Source organism: Psychrobacter sp. CMS30 (assembly GCF_904846565.1).
Classification (GTDB): Bacteria; Pseudomonadota; Gammaproteobacteria; order Pseudomonadales; family Moraxellaceae; genus Psychrobacter; species Psychrobacter maritimus.
This window is the reverse complement of sequence record NZ_CAJHBF010000002.1, coordinates 159710-177176: the sequence shown is the minus strand read 5'-3', so window position 1 is coordinate 177176 and position 17467 is coordinate 159710. Positions and strand designations below refer to the sequence as shown.

Sequence of the window (17467 nt, the reverse complement as noted above, 5' to 3'; positions counted from 1 at the left end):
TGTGAATAGCTGTCGTTCGGGTAATTAGTCCTAGCCTTGCATAGTCGTTACAGCATGATGTTAGCCATGCTTTTGTGCTTGTTGTTTAAAGTCTGCACGTATTAAGTTATCAATCTTGCCAGCGTAAGCATTATCAATGAAGTTTGCCCATTCATTCATCATCTTGGTTCTGTAGGGTAGATGCTGCGCCCCGTTATAGGCTTTGCTGATTTTGTTTTCTTTCTCATGTGCCAGCTGTAGCTCTATTGCTTCGTGCATGTATTCCTGTTCGTGTAGGGTAGTGCTGGCAAGTCCACGGAAACCGTGCCCCGTCATTCTGCCTTTATAGCCCATACGCCATAGGGCAGTGATAAAAGCGTTTGTACTGTATGGCTTACGGGTTGAGGTATTAAAGAAAACGTACTGATCCGAAAACCCTAGCGCCTTGATTTGCTCTAAGATTGCCATTGTTTGAGGGGCAAGCGGTACTAAGTGAGGTCTATCCATTTTCATTTTGTCGGCTGGTATGCGCCATAACTTAGCTTTGTAGTCTATCTCGCTCCATTCCATAAAACGTAATTCTTGAGTACGCACAAACGTGTAGCACATAAACCATAAGCCTAGCTTTACCAGTAGATCACCCTCATAGGCGTTAATATCTTGTAGTAGCTTTGGTAGTTGCTGGCTGGTGATACGGCTATGGTGCTTCACCTTATGCGGCTTTAATGCTTCGGTTAGGTCGTTGGCTGGGTTGAGATTGGTTAAGCCCTCACGGATTGCTTGTTTAAAGATCTGCCCTGTTTGACGCATTGCACGCCTTGCCATATCGCTAGCGCCCCTTGCTTCGATAGCTTTACCGATAGCTAAAACATCAGGCGCGGTTATGTCCTCTATGTTCATGTGTCCAATGACGGGCTTAATATCGCGCTGGTATTGTGAGTAGTCACGGCTATAGGTGGTAGCGGCAATGTGCGCCTTGCGGTCATCGTGCCAACGCTGGGCTATGGTATCGAACGCCCTTGAACCGTCATTATCTGCTTGTGTCTTTTTCTTATCGTCTTTTGGATTGATACCATCAGCTATGAGCCTTTTAATCTCAATATTGCGCTGGCGTGCATTTTGTAGGCTCATTACTGGATAAGTGCCAATAGTGAGGGTTTGCTGTTTGCCTTGCCACCTGTAGGCGCTAATCCATGACTTAACGCCCGTATAACGCACCCATAATTGCAGCCCGTTACCATCGCTGTGTTTATCAGGTCGTTTTGTTTCAATCGAGGTGCTACTAGGCTGTAGCTTGTTGATACCTGTATGGGTTAGGGGCATGGGGTTATCCTTTGTTGGTATTGTCCATGTTGGTACTGCTCAATACCAACAATAATACCAACATTCTATATGGAACGCCATACACCTATATAACGCTCAATACCTGAAAAACGCCCAAAATAAAGGGCATACGGTCAATGACGGTATGCCCTAATATTGTGTTTGGTCGGAACGGCAGGATTTGAACCTGCGACCACTACACCCCCAGTGTAGTGCGCTACCAGACTGCGCTACGCCCCGAATGACTGACTATTTTACGCAAAATTATGCATATTGCAAGGGCTATTTATTTTAGCCAAAATCTACAGTCGCATTTTACTTATCATAGTCAGCATAACCAATGAGCAGTTAACCTTAACCCAATAGCTCTTTTAGGATTTGGTTTACTTGTTGTGGATTGGCACTACCACGGCTGGCTTTCATCACTTGCCCGACCAGGCCGTTAAAGGCTTTTTCTTTACCGCCGCGATACTCGTCGACCATCGCTTGATTTTTCGCGATGACCTCTTCAACAATGGCTTTGATAGCGCCGGTATCGGTTTCCTGCTTAAGACCTTTTTCTTCGATGATTTTATCAGCGGCGTCATCAGCGTCGCCGCCTTCACGCTCATAGAGAGCACTAAAGACTTTCTTAGCCAATTTGCCAGATAAGGTATCGTCTTTAATACGCGCTAGCATACCAGCCAATTGCTTGGCACTGATAGGCGAGTCGATGATGTCTTTATCATCTTTGTTAAGTGCACCGAGCAGATCGCCCATGACCCAGTTAGCCGCCATTTTGGCATCTTGTTGTCCAACCTCAGCGACGACATCTTCGAAATAATCGGCTAGCGGACGGCTACCGGTTAGGATACGAGCGTCATATTCTGATAGACCAAGTGCCTCTTCAAAACGTGCACGGCGGGCAACAGGCAATTCAGGCATCGCTGCACGAATGCTATCAACGGTATGCTGCTCGATACGGACAGGCAGCAAGTCAGGGTCAGGGAAGTAGCGATAATCGTTGGCGTCTTCTTTGGTACGCATGGTACGGGTTTCATCGCGCTCAGGATCGTATAGCATCGTCGCTTGGATGACTTTACCGCCGTCCTCAATGATATCGATTTGGCGCTCGATTTCACGGTTGATAGCGCGCTCGATAAAGCGGAACGAGTTGAGGTTTTTCAGCTCAGTACGTGTGCCAAGCTCGCTTCCTGGCTTGCGCACAGAAACGTTACAGTCGCAGCGGAATGAGCCTTCTGCCATGATGGCATCAGAGATACCAAGCCATGTGACCAGCTGGTGAATGGCTTTGATATAAGCAAGGGCTTCATGAGCTGAGCGCATATCAGGCTCAGAGACGATTTCGATTAATGGCGTACCAGCGCGGTTCAAATCCACGCCCGTCATGCCATCGACAGCATCATGCACCGATTTTCCAGCATCTTCTTCTAAATGGGCGCGGGTGATACCCATACGTTTAGGGTATTCGTTTTTCTCGCCTTCATTGACCACCACGTCGATATAACCCTTGCCAACGATAGGATTGGCCATTTGGGTAATTTGATAGCCTTTTGGTAAATCAGGGTAGAAGTAGTTTTTACGATCAAACGTATTAAATAAACCCAGCTCAGCATTGACGCCAATGCCGAATTTTAAGGCGCGATCGACGACGCCACTGTTTAATACGGGCAAGACACCCGGCAGACCTAAATCGACGATACTGGCTTGGGTGTTTGGCTCATGACCAAAGTCAGTCGGTGCGCTGGAAAATATCTTACTTTCGGTATTGAGCTGGCAGTGAATCTCAATCCCGATGACCACTTCATAGCCATCGACGAACAGCTCTTTGCGGACGATTTCTTGGTGAGCGGCATTATCAGTAGTAGTTGCTGTGTTCATTATACCGTCTCCTTCGCGATGGTAGAGTGTTGTAAATGGTGGTCGGTATGCTGCTGGAATAGGTGCGCGGTAGAGAGCAACTTGCTTTCTTGCCAATACTGACCAATCAATTGCAAACCAATTGGCAAACCGTTTGAGGTTAAACCAACAGGCTGACTAAGTGCAGGTAAACCGGCTAAGTTAACACCGATGGTATATACGTCACCCAAATACATCGTTGCAGGGTCGAGGTCTTCACCAAGCTTATAAGCAGCAGTTGGCGCGGTTGGACTGGCGATGACATCACAGTTAGCAAAAGCGTCTTCGAAGTCTTTGACAATGAGTCGACGTACTTTTTGAGCCTTGGTGTAATAAGCATCAAAGTAACCAGCAGATAGCGCGTAAGTACCGGTCAAAATACGACGTTGTACTTCAGGGCCAAAGCCTTCTGAGCGTGAGCGCGTGTATAAGTCGAGCAGGTCGGTTGGGTTTTCACAGCGATAACCAAAACGCACGCCATCAAAACGTGACAGGTTCGATGAGGCTTCCGCTGGTGCGAGCATATAATAAGTCGCAAGGGTAATCTCAGGGTCAGTAATATTGACCTCTACAATCGTTGCACCAAGCGCTTCGTATTGCTTTAGCGCTGCACGTACCGCTTGCTCGACTTCCGTATCTAGTCCGCTCGTAAAGTACTCTTTTGCCACGCCAATACGTAAGCCTTCTAATGGCTTCGCGTTATCACCAGCGGCAGTGACCGCAGCATTCAAATCTTGGACATAATCTGGCATATCATGTTTGATAGAAGTGGCATCGCGTGGATCATGACCAATCATCGGTTGTAGCAGATACGCACAGTCCATGGCACTACGACCCATGCTACCCGCTTGGTCAAGACTTGAGGCGTAGGCAATCATACCGAAGCGGGAGATACGACCATAAGTTGGCTTGATACCGGTTAAACCACAAAATGACGCTGGCTGACGAATAGAGCCACCCGTATCACTAGCGGTAGCAACGGGCACAAACCCTGCGGCGACGGCGGCAGCACTACCACCCGATGAGCCACCGGGGACGTGATTTAGATTCCAAGGGTTGTGTACCGCACCATAATGCGAGCTCTCATTATCCGAGCCCATCGCAAACTCATCCATATTGAGCTTACCAAGGCTAATCATGCCCGCTTTATCAATATTGGTGACGATAGTTGCGTCATAAGGTGAAATAAAGTTATGCAGCATTTTTGAGCCACAGGTCGTCAATACGCCTTGGGTACAAAAAATGTCTTTATGTGCCATCGGTACGCCAAGCAGTGGACGCTTGTCGCCTTGGGCACGCATCTCGTCGGCCGCTTGTGCTTGTGCGCGCGCGGTTTCAGAAGTATGAGTGATAAAACTGTTAATCTTGCTGTCGAGCGCGTCGATGCGCTTTATATAATGTTCAGTTAATTCCGCGCTGCTAAATTGTTTGTCTTGCAAGCCCGTAATAAGCTGCTGAGTACTTAAGAGGTGAAGTTCAGACATAAGGTGTCGTCCGTCAAAATGTGAGTAGCAGTAAATAGGATAAAATAAAGGCAAAAACTATTAGAATAATTATTCAATCACTTGTGGCACAAGGTATAAACCCGCTTCAACAGCAGGGGCCATTGATTGATTGCGCTCGCGATTGATATCGTGTTTGGCGACGTCTGCGCGCAAATCTTGGCAAACTTCATGAATGTTTGACAAGGGTTTGATATCGGTGGTGTCTACATTACCAAGCGTTTGCATCAGCTTTAGTACTTTGGTGATATCGTCGGCGTAGCTGCTGGCGGTGTCTTCATCAACACCTAAGCGCGCAAGGCGGGCAACTTCTAAGATTTCTTGACGGCTGACAGTATTTTCAGTCGCTGGGGTTGGCTGTGACATAATTTCTCCAGTTAAGGACAGTTTTTATTAGAGTAGGGTATGACTAAAATAGGTCAGTATTAAGAGAGATAATCGTTAAAACATACTAAAACAGGTTAAAAAATATGAAAACACAGGCTCTATCTGTATGTTTTATAGAGAGTGTCCTTATTATAAAGCATCTCAGCCAAGATTACAGAGCAGGGCTTTGATTGCTGCATTATTATCTATGCTTTATTGGTCTTTATGCTTCATTCATTTTTATGTTTTGCTCGTTGGCTTTATGAGGCGCTGCTGTTATTAAGCCTTGCTGTTACTAAGCGCGCAACTGTCTTTAGTAATATAGTCAATCTTAAATGAAACAAGTACAAGTATTATAATGCGCTACTGGTGTTCATTTTCCTTGCTTGCTGTGCCTACGCAGACAGAGGCTGCACAAAATGAGTACCAGTAGCTCTGTGTTCATTTTATAGCGGATCGCCTATAGGCTGACTTTAGAAAACAGCCTATTTGCAAAATTGACCGGATAGTTATGGATTGATTATCAATTAGTCACTATTTGGTTATGAAATACGTTACAGTATGCACCCACTGCTAAGCAAATTAATAAGCAAAACACTCAGCAGAAATGTCACATGGCTGTAGCGCCTTGTTAGTTATTGAATTAAATGATGTTTCATATAATGAAGTGGTATTGTCCGCCATTTCAAACTTTGTAACAAATTTTAGCGCTTAAGAGCAAAATCCTAGCGTACTGATGCAAATATCTGTGTTTTTTTTGAGCTAAATCGGTATAATTTAGCTCAGTTTTTGCATTTCATCATTATGGCTTCGGTTTGACTTGTTGCGATGATAAACTCTCGCCACAGGTCATGTCTAACGACGACCTGCTCAACACTGACGAGTAAACCCTCAGTCAATTTCGTTCGCCTCATTCGCCTCATTTGTAAGACGCTGGATATATTAGTCATGAACCTGTTTGGATTTTTATCAAATAATATCGCAATCGACCTCGGTACTGCGAACACCCTTATTTTTATTCCTGGTAAAGGCGTGGTGCTCGACGAGCCTACGGTGGTCGCGCTACGAAGTAATCGTACCCAGAACCCTACCGTTGCTGCCGTTGGTATTGATGCCAAGCAAATGCTAGGTCGTACGCCTGCCAATATTACGGCGATTCGCCCGTTAAAAGACGGCGTGATTGCGGATTTTGAAGTGACGCAAAAAATGCTCAAGCATTTTATCACTAAGGTAAGAGCCAAGCGTTTTATGGCACAGCCTAACGTGGTGGTTTGTGTTCCTTGCAAATCAACCCTTGTTGAACGTAAAGCGATTCGCGAAGCGGTCTCATCAGCAGGCGCAAGCAAAGTATTGTTGCTAGAAGAGCCTATGGCGGCAGCAATTGGTGCTGGCATGCCGGTTCATGAAGCCAGTGGTTCGATGGTCGTTGATATCGGTGGTGGTACCACTGAGATTGCTGTTATCGCCTTGTCAGGTTGCGTCTATGCGGAGTCGATTCGTATCGGTGGCGATATGTTTGATGAAGCGATTATCACTCATGTACGCCGTACCCACGGTTGCGTGATTGGTGAAACTACCGCTGAGCGTATCAAACAAGAAGTTGGCTCAGCATTAAATGAAGACAGCCAATTAGAAGTTGAAGTTCGCGGTCGTAGTATGGCAGAAGGCGTACCAAAAACCTTTACGGTCAATTCAGAAGAAGTGCAAAAAGCCCTTAGCGATCCATTAAGCGGTATCGTCAGCGCGGTAAAAACCGCACTTGAGCAAACACCACCTGAGCTGTCATCAGATATCGCAGAACGCGGTATTGTCTTAACGGGCGGCGGTGCGTTATTAAGAGGTTTAGATAAGCTGATTTCAAAAGAAACCGGTCTACCTGTCACTGTTGCTGAAGACCCATTAACTTGCGTCAGCCGTGGCGGTGGTATTTCGCTTGATTTTATTAATAACAAAAGTCTTAATATGATTTTTGTCTAAATCGGTACTGCTTATATAGGTGGTGCTAACTATATAGTTGGTACTGTTTATTTCGTACTGCCTATATAGTTAGTAATCAGGCATGGCTATATTTGCTCTGTTTGATGAACGCTAGCTTGACATTGCGTGGGCGCTTTATCATAAAAACCGTTTTTTCTTATTCGTTTTATTCTATTAAAGGTAGCCAATCAGGTTGCCTTTAATAACATTAATCCATGACAAAACCCATGCCAAAATTCATGCTGAAATTAAATAGCAGCAAGATATTACTTGCTTGGTCATTTTGGTCATTGGTTTTTAGCATTGCTATAGTTAGTTTAAAATAAAAACACTACGTTATAGCTATGTGCGACTGGTATAAATTTTCCTTGCTTGCTGTTATCACAGAGGTTACGAAAAATTCATCCCAGTCGCACGGTATCGATTTTAAAATTGTATCGATTTTAAAGTAGTTCTACTATATCGAGATGCTAAGTACAAAATTTTGATAGGGTCATATTTTATATCTTGATATTTGCTATTGTTATGTCAAGTAGCCGTTATTGCTCACATTAAAACCTCTAGATTAGACCAACTATGATTCCAAGTATTTTTGCTCGCCAACCGCTAGCGCTTCGTAAGACTGCTATTGTATTGATAGTGGCGCTGATATTGATGTGGTTTGATAGCAAAAATCCAGAATGGTTCAATCCCATACGTACGACCACCCATGCCGCCATGCAGCCCATTTATGAGCTGTCGTTATTGCCAAGCTATGCAAAACACTGGTCAAGTGGCAGTCTGCAATCTAAAGAAGCGCTACGCCGCGAAAATATGCAACTAAAGTCGCAACTTATCCATGCTCAAGCTAAGCTGCAGCAGCAAGATTATATCTTGGCGCAAAACGCTCGCCTGCAAGGTATCCTATCGACCACACGTCCCGAACAGTTTGATTTAAATTTGGCCCAAGTGATTGGTACTGATACCAATCTGCTCAGGCAAATCGTGGTGCTCAATAAAGGCGAGCAAGATGGCGTGCAAGTGGGTCAAACGGTCATCGATGAAGACGGTATTTTAGGGCAGATTATTAATGTCTATCCTAATACCAGCCGCTTGTTATTGATTACCGATGAGCAGCAGTCTGTTGCCGTGACCGTCAAGCGTACGGGACAGCGCGCTATTGTCACCGGTGAGGGCATACCAACCTCTTTACGTCTAAACTATGTCTTTAAAACCTCAGATGTGCGCGTCGGTGATGAGCTGGTGTCATCGGGATTGGGCGGGCGTATACCGGCAGGCTATCGGGTTGGGCGCATTGCTCATGTCGAAGATACGCAAGCCGATAACTTTAGAAGTATTGAAGTCACGCCAGCGGCAAACTTTATCGACAATGCTTACGTGCTGGTGCTACAAGATAAGCTGAGCAATAAAGGCAATGCAGGCATCAGTGAAAATTAATAGCTTATTCATAAGAAAGTATAGCTTGTCATAATCCATAGCGTGCATGTATGGATAGATGGATGATATCCAAAGATATTATTAACCATTAACCATTAACCATTAACCATTAACCGTTAACCGCCGTGTTATTCCCCTCAATGCTAGATTAATAGTCAAATAGCAGCCGCTAAACACTCGCTGAAGGTAAGTATTCATGGCATATCCTGATTCTGATAATGCAACTGGGCTGTTGCTTGCTGTGATTGTCCTAAGCTTTATTGTTGCCTCCTCGCTCAGTGTTTATCCGTTAAGCCCGAGCATGGCAACATTGCGCCCGATGGTTATGATGATGGTGCTGATTTTTTGGTTACTGTTTCAACCGCGTTATGTTGGGGTTTTTGCCGCCTTTACCATTGGCATCATCGCTGATTTGTTGATGGACACACACTTAGGTCAGCAAGCCTTTGCTGCCGTGATGGTGGCATTGGTGATAAAAGTCACTAGCATCTATATCAGACAGCTAAATACCATCAGTGCGTGGCTAATTGCTAGCCTAGGGTTGGTTATCTTCCAAGTCACTCTATGGATACTACAGATGTATATCCAAGATACCTTTGTCGCCCAATCTGCCTTATCTTTATTGATGAGTATTACAAGTTGGCCATTGGTGCTATTTATATTACGCAAATTTGCGCGCTGATTTTAGATGCTTATTAGGGCGTGTCCTCATTTTAAAAATGGTGATAAAAATGAGATAAATTGTAGCCAAACAAGGAAAATAGTGCAGTTAATATCGGGATATTACCAAGCTATTTGACGAAGTTTGGCAAGATTTAGCCATTTTTAGACCATTTTTAAAATGAGGACACGCCCTAATCTGCAACAATAAACAGTCATAAATTTATAAATAAGAGAATAGCAATGAAACTCATTTTAGCGTCTGGCTCACCGCGCCGTCATGAGCTGTTAACCAGAGCGCAACTCGACTTCACGGTCATGAGCGTCGATATTGATGAGACGCCTCATATTGATGAAGCGCCCAAAGCGTATATTGAACGTATGGTCGCTACTAAGGCAGAGGCAGCAGTCGAACAATTAAATAGAGCATTGAATAAAGATTTAAACGACAATCAAGCTAATGTAACTGAATCCATTATTATTTTAACCGCTGATACCATTGGTGTCTTAGCAGATGGCAAGACAGTACTGGTTAAACCGGCTCATCGTGAAGACGCTTATCGCATGTGGCAGCAGATGTCTGATAATGTCCATGAAGTCTGGACAGCGGTGCAAGCAACCCATATAGCATTCTCCTCTGAGAATGCGAGCAGCCCAAATCATAAGCCAGTATTGCAAGTCGTGAATCAGCAAAAAATCACTGAGCGTACCGAAGTGACCTTTATACCTTTAACCATAGAGATGATGAGTAATTACTGGGACAGCGGTGAACCTGCTGATAAAGCGGGCGGTTACGGCATTCAAGGTTTGGGTGCAGCATGGGTGAGCCGTATTAATGGCAGCTATACCAATGTGGTTGGTTTGCCGCTGGCACAGACATTGGCACTTATAAACAAGATGCAAGTAAATGACATGCAACTAAAAGAAATGCCAGAGGATAAAGCTAAGGTTGTTAATTCGCTAAAAGTAGATGGCTAACCCTTATGCACATAATGACACGGTAGGGTGATGGGCAAACGCAAGGTGCATTTGGTACACTGTGAGGCTACCAAACTATGAACGCTTCACAAGAAAGCTGAGTGATAAGAGAAAATATTATGTCCGAAGAGCTGCTGATTAATATTAGTCCCATGGAATCTCGGGTCGCCGTGTTGGATAACGGTGTCTTAGGCGAGATTTATATTGAGCGTCATCATAAACTGGGTTTGGTCGGCAATATCTATCTAGGGACGGTGGTACGTGTGCTTCCTGGTATGCAGGCAGCTTTTGTTGATATTGGACAATCGCGCACCGCATTTTTACATGTCAATGATATGCAGCGTGAGCCGCGTCCAGTCGCCGAAAAGAAAAACAAAGCCCAAGACTCGATCAATAACGAACGCACTATTATAGACGCTGCTACTGATGAATTAGCAATCACGCCGCCCGTTCTCAGTGCTCAAAGCACTGAAGTCGTCCCAGTTACAAAAACTCTGATTCAGCATCGTCTACACGAAAGCCAACGTATTTTAGTACAAGTCACCAAAGACCAGCTCGGTAGCAAGGGTGCGCGTCTAACCACCAATATCTCGCTGCCATCACGTTATTTAGTGTACCTGCCATCAAGTGAGCATATCGGTATCTCGCAACGTATCGATGGCGACGAAGAGCGCACACGGCTGAAAACTGAACTTGCTAGCCTGATGCAAACGGTCAACCTAAAAGGCGGTCTCATTGCCCGTACAGCGGCTGAGCGTGTCCCCGTTGATAAGCTTGAAGAAGATATTTACTATCTATTGCAGCTGTGGCGTACTATTTGTGCCCGTCGCCAAGAAATGAAGCCCAATCAAAGCTCCGAGCTTATCTATCAAGAGTTATCGCTACCTTTGCGCTCGATTCGTGACTTGGTACATGCCGATACCGAAAAAGTGGTGATTGATAATGCACAAATTTATGAGCAAGTTAGATACTTTGCCAAAGAATTTGTCCCCTTTGTCTATGACCGCATTGTGCATTATACCGCTGAGCAATCGCTGTTTGATGTGCACCGTGTCGAAGACGACTTACGCGACGCCCTAAAACGGCGGGTCGATTTAAAGTCGGGTGGCTATCTGATTATCGATCAGACTGAAGCCATGACCACGATTGATGTCAATACCGGCTCTTTCGTTGGCGCGCGCTCGTTAGAAGATACCGTTTATAAAACCAATCTTGAAGCCACCCATGCTATTGCACGGCAGCTACGTCTGCGTAATCTAGGCGGCATTATTATTCTAGATTTTATCGACATGCTTGAGCAGCAGCATAAAGACGATATTTTAGAGAGTTTGCAAGCACAGCTGACACAAGATTATGCCAAAACCAAAATCACCCAAGTCAGTGAGCTTGGCTTGGTTGAGATGACGCGCAAACGTACCCGCGAATCGCTCGGTCAGCAGCTTTGTGAGCCGTGCTCAACCTGTCAGGGTCGCGGCTTTGTTAAAACCGCTGAAACCGTCTGCTTTGAGATTTTCCGTGAAATCATGCGCTGTGCTCGCACTTATAACTCACCAAAGAAATTTACCGTGGTCGCCCATGCTGCCGTGATAGATTTATTACTGACCTCAGAATCGGACACCGTGGCAGATTTAGAATACCTATTGGGTCGGGTAATTACCTTTGACGTTGAGAATCTTTATACCCAAGAGCAGTATGATATTGTTCTAGATTAAGCGTTTATTATTAAATACCCAAAGCAAGTAGTTTAGAGATTAGCGACTGCATAAGTTAATCTTTAATGACCAATACTCTTATAAAAAGTGGGGATGTAGTGTACAAATAATGTTTTATATCAATTACTATCTAACATCATTGCAAATAACCTCCTTGCAATGGGTCAAAAATTATGTATAATACACACCACTGAATTATATATGCGCAGCCAATCAAACAGCTGGCGCTATGACAGCTAGAGCATCGTTTCTAGCACTATTTCATTATGCCTTTGCTGACATCCTATAATGGAAGGGTCGGCGGGGCTTTAAACTATTTTGCTTTTAGTACGCTATAAGTTCCGTTAACGAACTCATTCTGGTTTAGAACAGAAGGCCGCTTTAAGTGAATATTTAACCAAACGGCTTTTGCTCATTTACTTGCAAAGCAAGAATGACAAAGGCACATATTAGGAGCTTGCTGGCATGGCTAACCAGAGAATCCGTATCCGTCTTAAGTCTTTTGATCATCGTCTGATTGATCAATCTGCACAAGAGATTGTTGATACTGCAAAGCGCACCGGTGCGCAAGTTTGTGGTCCTGTACCGTTGCCGACTCGCATTGAGCGCTTCAACGTTCTAACTTCACCACACGTAAACAAAGACGCTCGTGATCAGTACGAAATCCGTACTCATAAGCGTATGGTTGACATCGTTCAACCTACCGACAAAACTGTGGATGCGCTAATGAAGCTTGACTTGGCGGCGGGTGTTGACGTTCAAATTGCTTTGGGTTAATGCACATAAACACCCAACCCATTAATATAAGATATAAAGAGGTCTAAAATGGCGATCGGTTTAGTCGGTAAAAAATGCGGCATGACCCGTGTCTTCACTGAAGCAGGCGCATCTATCCCTGTAACAGTGGTTGAGATCAGTGCTAACCGCATTACTCAAGTAAAAAATACTGATGTAGATGGCTATCAAGCCATCCAAGTTACCACAGGTACCCGTCGTGACAGCCGCGTAACAGCAGCTCAAAAAGGTCACTTCGCTAAAGCTGGTGTTGCAGCTGGCCGTGGTGTTTGGGAATTTCGTGCCAATGAAAGCGATCTTGAAGGTCGTGAAATTGGCGGTGAGATCCTAGCTGACCTGTTCGAACAAGGTCAGATGGTTGATGTCACAGGACAGAGTAAAGGTAAAGGCTTTCAAGGCGGCGTGAAGCGTCACAACTTCAGCATGCAAGATGCCACTCATGGTAACTCAGTATCTCACCGTGCCCTTGGTTCAACTGGTCAAAACCAGTCACCAGGTAAAGTCTTCAAAGGCAAAAAAATGCCAGGTCAGATGGGTAACAAACGTGTTACCGTTCAGGGCCTAGAAGTGATATCGGTTGATGTTGAAAAAGGGTTACTTGTCATCAAGGGTGCTATCCCAGGTGCCACCGGTGGCGATGTCATCGTACGTCCGTCAGTCAAAGCCTAAGCAAGGGGATTAACGTGGATTTAAAAACAGTTACAGGGGCGGCAGTTGAGCTTTCTGATACGGCTTTCGGTCGTGAATTCAACGAAGCATTAGTGCATCAAGTCGTCACCGCATATCTTGCTGGTGCTCGTCAAGGTACACGCGCTCAAAAAACCCGTGCCGAAGTTTCTGGCGGTGGCATTAAGCCATGGCGCCAAAAAGGTACTGGTCGCGCTCGTGCAGGTTCTATTCGTAGCCCAATCTGGCGTTCTGGTGGTCGTGCATTCGCTGCAAAACCACAAGATTGGTCACAAAAAGTTAACCGTAAGATGTATCGCGGTGCGATGCAGTGCATCCTAGCCGAATTGATTCGTCAAGATCGTCTAATTTTGGTTGAAGAGCTAAGCGTTTCTGGCCCTAAGACCAAAGAGCTGATTGCAAAGTTAAATGACTTAGGCGCACCTCGTGCACTAATCGTCACCAAAGAAGTTGACGAAAACTTATACTTAGCTGCTCGCAACATTCCACACGTCAATGTACTTGGTACAAACGAAGTGGATCCAGTGAGCTTGATTGCTTTTGATAAAGTAATCATGTCAGTTGAAGCTGCGAAACAATTTGAGGAAGCACTAGCATGAATAACGCAAGACTTTATCAGATCCTAAGAGGACCTGTATTCTCAGAGAAATCTCAAATGCTTGGCGATTCACTTGGTGTGCAGGTATTTAAAATTGACTCTAACGCTACTAAGCTAGAAGTCAAAAAAGCAGTTGAGATGATGTTCGAAGGCGTTGAAGTTTTAAAAGTAAACACTTTGAATGTTAAAGGTAAGACAAAGCGTTTTGGTAAGAATATCGGCCGTCGTAATGACTATAAAAAAGCCTACGTTACCTTAAAAGCTGGTCAAGATGTACAAATGGCTGATGCTGGTGAAGACGTCGCAAAAACGACTGCTTCTACTAGTGAAACAGCGAACAACGAATAAGGATTACACTCATGCCTATCGTAAAAGCAAAGCCAACATCACCAGGCCGTCGTTTTGTTGAAAAAGTGGTGCATCCACACCTTTACAAAGGTCGTCCTTTTGCAGCGCTTCTCGAATCAAAAAGTAAGTCAGGTGGTCGTAACAATAATGGTCGCATCACGACTCGTCACATCGGTGGTGGTCATAAGCAACATTATCGTATTATCGATTTCAAACGTACTAAAGACAATATCCCAGCCACGGTAGAGCGTATTGAATACGATCCTAACCGTACTGCGCACATTGCTTTACTTAAGTACGCTGATGGTGAACGCCGCTATATCATTGCTGCTAAAAAACAAGCAGTTGGTGATACAGTAATGTCAGGAGAGAACTCTCCAATCCGTCCAGGTAACTGTTTACCGCTGAAAAACATCCCATTGGGTACTGTGATTCACAATATCGAACTTAAAATCGGTAAAGGTGCACAGCTAGCTCGTTCTGCGGGTGCCAGCGTTCAATTACTTGGTCGTGACGGTATTTATGCTATTCTACGTCTACGTTCTGGCGAAACACGCCGCGTACATGTGAACTGCCGTGCCGTTATCGGTGAAGTTTCTAACACTGAAAACAACTTGAAATCACTTGGTAAAGCCGGTGCTTCACGTTGGCGTGGTGTTCGTCCTTCTGTTCGTGGTGTTGCTATGAACCCGGTTGATCACCCACATGGTGGTGGTGAAGGTCGTAACAAAGGTCGCCATCCAACCAGCCCTTGGGGTCAGAAGTCTAAAGGACTTAAAACGCGTCATAATAAGCGTACTGACAGTATGATCATCCGCCGCCGCGCCAAGAAGAAATAAAGGAAGAATTTCATGCCTCGTTCATTGAAAAAAGGTCCATTCATAGACGCGCACTTGTTTGCCAAAGTTGAGAATGCATTAGACACCAACTCACGCAAACCAATTAAGACTTGGTCGCGCCGCTCGATGATTTTGCCACAAATGGTTGGCCTAACCTTATCTGTTCACAACGGCCGTACTCATGTACCGGTTATCGTGAGCGAACAGATGGTTGGTCATAAACTAGGTGAATTTGCCCCGACTCGTACGTATCGTGGTCATGGCATTGACAGAAAAGCTAAGAAATAAGGTGCTTACCATGGAAGTAACTGCAAAATTACGCGGTGCCGCCATTTCGGCACAAAAAGTTAGACTCGTTGCTGATGAAGTTCGTGGCAAATCTATCGAGCGTGCTTTGGATATCCTAACGTATAGTAATAAAAAAGGCGCTGTCTTCGTTAAGAAATGTCTTGACTCAGCCATCGCCAATGCCGAACATAACAACGGTTTAGATATTGATACCCTTAAAGTATCAACCATCTACGTTGATGAAGGCATTACGCTAAAACGTATCCTACCACGTGCTAAAGGTCGCGCTGATCGTATCAGTAAGCGTACTTGTCACATCACTATAAAGGTAGGAGAATAAGTTATGGGTCAAAAAGTACATCCAATCGGAATTCGTCTTGGTGTTGTCAAAAAGCATAACGCAAACTGGTATGCTAACCCTAAACAATACTCAGAATACCTGATCAACGACATCCAAGTCCGCGAGTATCTACGCAAAAAACTAGATAATGCTATGATTAGCAATATCATGATTGAGCGTCCTACTGGTGCTGCTAAGATTACCATCGCCACTGCGCGTCCTGGTATTGTTATCGGTAAGAAAGGCGAAGATATCGAAAGACTTCAAAAAGAATTGACCAAAATTATGGGCGTACCTGCTCAGGTCAACATTGAAGAAATCACTTCACCTGATCTTGATGCACGTTTGGTCGCTGATGGTATCGGCAGCCAACTTGAGCGTCGCGTTATGTTCCGTCGTGCGATGAAGCGCGCGGTACAGAACAGCATGCGCTCTGGTGCTAAAGGTATTAAAGTTGAGTTGTCTGGCCGTCTTGGCGGTGCTGAGATCGCTCGTACTGAATGGTACCGTGAAGGTCGTGTGCCATTGCATACACTCCGCGCTGATATTGACTACGCGTCAGTACGTGCAGAGACAACTTACGGCACTATCGGTGTAAAAGTTTGGATTTTCCGTGGCGAAATCCTTGACGGCATGAACAGTGTATACAATCCCGTCAAAGAAGAGCAGACTCGTGCGCCAAAACGCCGTGGTCGTGGAAACGGAAACCGTCGAAACACAGACAGAGGTTAAACTATGTTACAGCCAAAACGTACCAAGTTTCGTAAAATGCACAAAGGTCGTAACACTGGGCTAGCTCATCGTGGAAGCACCGTTGCATTCGGACAAATTGGTCTAAAATCGTTGACTCGTGGTCGTATGACTGCCCGTCAAATTGAAGCAGCACGTCGTACCATCACTCGTAAAATTAAGCGTGGCGGTAAGATTTGGATTCGTGTATTCCCAGACAAACCAATTACTAATAAACCACTAGAAGTACGTATGGGTAAAGGTAAAGGTCCTGTAGAATATTGGGTATGCGAAGTCAAACCTGGTAAAATGCTATATGAAATCGAAGGGGTTTCAGAAGACCTTGCTCGCGAAGCGTTAACGCTTGCTGCAGCAAAACTGCCCTTTAAAACTACCATTGTTAAGCGGACGATAATGTAATGAAGATCAGTGAATTACGTGATAAATCATTAGAAGAACTGACCCAGTTACTTGATGAAAAGCAACTTGATGCTTTCCGTATTCGTATGGCTAAAGCAACTGGTCAGTTGGGGAATACCCATGAAGTGCGTGTCAATCGTCGTGCGATTGCTCAGCTTCAGACTTTGATTAACGAGAAACAACGAGGCGACTCATGAGCGATAACAATCAAACAGCGACCAATGCTAGCGTATTGACAGGACGAGTTGTCAGCGACAAGATGGACAAGTCCATCACAGTTTTGATTGAGCGTCTGGTTCGTCATCCTTTGTATGGCAAACAGCTTCGTCGTTCTACAAAAATCAAGGCTCATGATGAGAATAACGTTTGCCAACAAGGCGACCTTGTCCGCATCAAAGAAACGCGTCCAATCTCAAAAACCAAGTCTTGGACTTTGGTTGAAGTGGTTGAAAAAGTAGAAAAAATCTAAGTAAATTGCATTAAAAGCCAGAAGCTGTTAAAATAGCCGCCTTTTTAAGGATGCTGATTGCGCCGAGCGTATATCACTCACATTAAGAGTAGCAGCGGTTATTATTATTAAAATGCCGACT

At 44.8% G+C, this 17467-nt stretch carries 19 protein-coding genes, 1 tRNA gene and 1 pseudogene; 16 read left to right on the top strand and 5 right to left on the bottom strand.

From position 1 onward, the window contains the following. Nucleotides 1-60: 60 nt before the first annotated feature. The 5 genes from JMX94_RS01835 to gatC form a co-directional block, all read right to left on the bottom strand. Complete coding sequence (locus tag JMX94_RS01835) at nucleotides 61-1302, bottom strand: integrase arm-type DNA-binding domain-containing protein (RefSeq protein WP_201562666.1); 1242 nt, start codon at nucleotides 1300-1302, stop codon at nucleotides 61-63. Between the two features lie 163 nt (nucleotides 1303-1465). Next, nucleotides 1466-1542 (bottom strand) — tRNA-Pro (locus tag JMX94_RS01830). 114 nt (nucleotides 1543-1656) lie between these two features. Further along, nucleotides 1657-3183 carry an Asp-tRNA(Asn)/Glu-tRNA(Gln) amidotransferase subunit GatB gene (gene gatB / locus JMX94_RS01825; RefSeq protein ID WP_201562664.1) on the bottom strand — a complete coding sequence of 509 codons (1527 nt, stop codon included), beginning with the start codon at nucleotides 3181-3183 and terminating at the stop codon, nucleotides 1657-1659. Next, nucleotides 3183-4685, bottom strand: a complete 1503-nt coding sequence (gatA, locus tag JMX94_RS01820; protein ID WP_201562663.1) for an Asp-tRNA(Asn)/Glu-tRNA(Gln) amidotransferase subunit GatA — start codon at nucleotides 4683-4685, stop codon at nucleotides 3183-3185. The genes gatB and gatA overlap by 1 nt, the downstream gene beginning before the upstream one ends. A gap of 69 nt (nucleotides 4686-4754) precedes the next feature. Next, nucleotides 4755-5069, bottom strand: a complete 315-nt coding sequence (gene gatC, locus JMX94_RS01815) for an Asp-tRNA(Asn)/Glu-tRNA(Gln) amidotransferase subunit GatC (protein WP_183621128.1) — start codon at nucleotides 5067-5069, stop codon at nucleotides 4755-4757. Nucleotides 5070-6017: 948 nt separating this feature from the next. Between gatC and JMX94_RS01810 the strand changes: the two genes are divergently transcribed. From JMX94_RS01810 to rpsQ, 16 genes and pseudogenes are all read left to right on the top strand, one after another. Beyond that, complete coding sequence (locus JMX94_RS01810; RefSeq protein WP_227670493.1) at nucleotides 6018-7046, top strand: rod shape-determining protein; 1029 nt, start codon at nucleotides 6018-6020, stop codon at nucleotides 7044-7046. 576 nt (nucleotides 7047-7622) lie between these two features. Further along, nucleotides 7623-8483, top strand: coding sequence for a rod shape-determining protein MreC (gene mreC, locus JMX94_RS01805; RefSeq protein ID WP_201562661.1), 861 nt, complete (start codon nucleotides 7623-7625; stop codon nucleotides 8481-8483). Nucleotides 8484-8679: 196 nt separating this feature from the next. After that, a complete protein-coding gene (gene mreD / locus JMX94_RS01800; protein WP_201562659.1) occupies nucleotides 8680-9165 on the top strand; it encodes a rod shape-determining protein MreD in 486 nt (161 codons plus the stop codon). 221 nt (nucleotides 9166-9386) lie between these two features. After that, entirely contained in the window at nucleotides 9387-10121 is a 735-nt protein-coding gene (locus tag JMX94_RS01795) for a nucleoside triphosphate pyrophosphatase (RefSeq protein WP_201562657.1), read from the top strand. 119 nt (nucleotides 10122-10240) lie between these two features. Further along, on the top strand, nucleotides 10241-11833 hold the full coding sequence (locus tag JMX94_RS01790; RefSeq protein ID WP_201562655.1) for an Rne/Rng family ribonuclease: 1593 nt from the start codon (nucleotides 10241-10243) through the stop codon (nucleotides 11831-11833). A 465-nt stretch (nucleotides 11834-12298) separates the two neighbouring features. Beyond that, nucleotides 12299-12610 (top strand): 30S ribosomal protein S10, encoded by a 312-nt coding sequence (rpsJ, locus tag JMX94_RS01785; RefSeq protein ID WP_010196670.1) that lies wholly within the window; start codon nucleotides 12299-12301, stop codon nucleotides 12608-12610. Between the two features lie 48 nt (nucleotides 12611-12658). Beyond that, nucleotides 12659-13297 (top strand): 50S ribosomal protein L3, encoded by a 639-nt coding sequence (rplC, locus tag JMX94_RS01780; RefSeq protein ID WP_201562653.1) that lies wholly within the window; start codon nucleotides 12659-12661, stop codon nucleotides 13295-13297. Nucleotides 13298-13311: 14 nt separating this feature from the next. Further along, nucleotides 13312-13914 (top strand): 50S ribosomal protein L4, encoded by a 603-nt coding sequence (gene rplD, locus JMX94_RS01775; protein WP_149490930.1) that lies wholly within the window; start codon nucleotides 13312-13314, stop codon nucleotides 13912-13914. After that, entirely contained in the window at nucleotides 13911-14261 is a 351-nt protein-coding gene (gene rplW / locus JMX94_RS01770) for a 50S ribosomal protein L23 (protein WP_183621135.1), read from the top strand. Before rplD ends, rplW begins: the two co-directional genes overlap by 4 nt. 11 nt (nucleotides 14262-14272) lie before the next feature. Then, on the top strand, nucleotides 14273-15100 hold the full coding sequence (rplB, locus tag JMX94_RS01765) for a 50S ribosomal protein L2 (protein ID WP_149490928.1): 828 nt from the start codon (nucleotides 14273-14275) through the stop codon (nucleotides 15098-15100). Nucleotides 15101-15112: 12 nt separating this feature from the next. Next, on the top strand, nucleotides 15113-15388 hold the full coding sequence (gene rpsS, locus JMX94_RS01760; protein WP_021813372.1) for a 30S ribosomal protein S19: 276 nt from the start codon (nucleotides 15113-15115) through the stop codon (nucleotides 15386-15388). 10 nt (nucleotides 15389-15398) lie between these two features. Further along, a complete protein-coding gene (gene rplV / locus JMX94_RS01755; RefSeq protein ID WP_068408473.1) occupies nucleotides 15399-15728 on the top strand; it encodes a 50S ribosomal protein L22 in 330 nt (109 codons plus the stop codon). A 3-nt stretch (nucleotides 15729-15731) separates the two neighbouring features. Then, nucleotides 15732-16524 (top strand): annotated as a pseudogene (gene rpsC / locus JMX94_RS01750) (30S ribosomal protein S3). Next, entirely contained in the window at nucleotides 16464-16877 is a 414-nt protein-coding gene (gene rplP / locus JMX94_RS01745) for a 50S ribosomal protein L16 (RefSeq protein ID WP_183621137.1), read from the top strand. Before rpsC ends, rplP begins: the two are co-directional and overlap by 61 nt. Continuing rightward, nucleotides 16877-17074 carry a 50S ribosomal protein L29 gene (rpmC, locus tag JMX94_RS01740; RefSeq protein ID WP_011279794.1) on the top strand — a complete coding sequence of 66 codons (198 nt, stop codon included), beginning with the start codon at nucleotides 16877-16879 and terminating at the stop codon, nucleotides 17072-17074. The genes rplP and rpmC overlap by 1 nt, the downstream gene beginning before the upstream one ends. Next, nucleotides 17071-17346, top strand: a complete 276-nt coding sequence (gene rpsQ, locus JMX94_RS01735; RefSeq protein WP_201562651.1) for a 30S ribosomal protein S17 — start codon at nucleotides 17071-17073, stop codon at nucleotides 17344-17346. The genes rpmC and rpsQ overlap by 4 nt, the downstream gene beginning before the upstream one ends. The last annotated feature ends 121 nt before the right edge of the window (nucleotides 17347-17467 follow it).

Bases quoted from the DNA above. Each gene is read 5' to 3' on its own strand.
- JMX94_RS01835 (WP_201562666.1), bottom strand. From the start codon at position 1,302: ATGCCCCTAACCCATACAGGTATCAACAAGCTACAGCCTAGTAGCACC.
- gatB (WP_201562664.1), bottom strand. From the start codon at position 3,183: ATGAACACAGCAACTACTACTGATAATGCCGCTCACCAAGAAATCGTC.
- gatA (WP_201562663.1), bottom strand. From the start codon at position 4,685: ATGTCTGAACTTCACCTCTTAAGTACTCAGCAGCTTATTACGGGCTTG.
- gatC (WP_183621128.1), bottom strand. From the start codon at position 5,069: ATGTCACAGCCAACCCCAGCGACTGAAAATACTGTCAGCCGTCAAGAA.
- JMX94_RS01810 (WP_227670493.1), top strand. From the start codon at position 6,018: ATGAACCTGTTTGGATTTTTATCAAATAATATCGCAATCGACCTCGGT.
- mreC (WP_201562661.1), top strand. From the start codon at position 7,623: ATGATTCCAAGTATTTTTGCTCGCCAACCGCTAGCGCTTCGTAAGACT.
- mreD (WP_201562659.1), top strand. From the start codon at position 8,680: ATGGCATATCCTGATTCTGATAATGCAACTGGGCTGTTGCTTGCTGTG.
- JMX94_RS01795 (WP_201562657.1), top strand. From the start codon at position 9,387: ATGAAACTCATTTTAGCGTCTGGCTCACCGCGCCGTCATGAGCTGTTA.
- JMX94_RS01790 (WP_201562655.1), top strand. From the start codon at position 10,241: ATGTCCGAAGAGCTGCTGATTAATATTAGTCCCATGGAATCTCGGGTC.
- rpsJ (WP_010196670.1), top strand. From the start codon at position 12,299: ATGGCTAACCAGAGAATCCGTATCCGTCTTAAGTCTTTTGATCATCGT.
- rplC (WP_201562653.1), top strand. From the start codon at position 12,659: ATGGCGATCGGTTTAGTCGGTAAAAAATGCGGCATGACCCGTGTCTTC.
- rplW (WP_183621135.1), top strand. From the start codon at position 13,911: ATGAATAACGCAAGACTTTATCAGATCCTAAGAGGACCTGTATTCTCA.
- rplB (WP_149490928.1), top strand. From the start codon at position 14,273: ATGCCTATCGTAAAAGCAAAGCCAACATCACCAGGCCGTCGTTTTGTT.
- rpsS (WP_021813372.1), top strand. From the start codon at position 15,113: ATGCCTCGTTCATTGAAAAAAGGTCCATTCATAGACGCGCACTTGTTT.
- rplV (WP_068408473.1), top strand. From the start codon at position 15,399: ATGGAAGTAACTGCAAAATTACGCGGTGCCGCCATTTCGGCACAAAAA.
- rplP (WP_183621137.1), top strand. From the start codon at position 16,464: ATGTTACAGCCAAAACGTACCAAGTTTCGTAAAATGCACAAAGGTCGT.
- rpmC (WP_011279794.1), top strand. From the start codon at position 16,877: ATGAAGATCAGTGAATTACGTGATAAATCATTAGAAGAACTGACCCAG.
- rpsQ (WP_201562651.1), top strand. From the start codon at position 17,071: ATGAGCGATAACAATCAAACAGCGACCAATGCTAGCGTATTGACAGGA.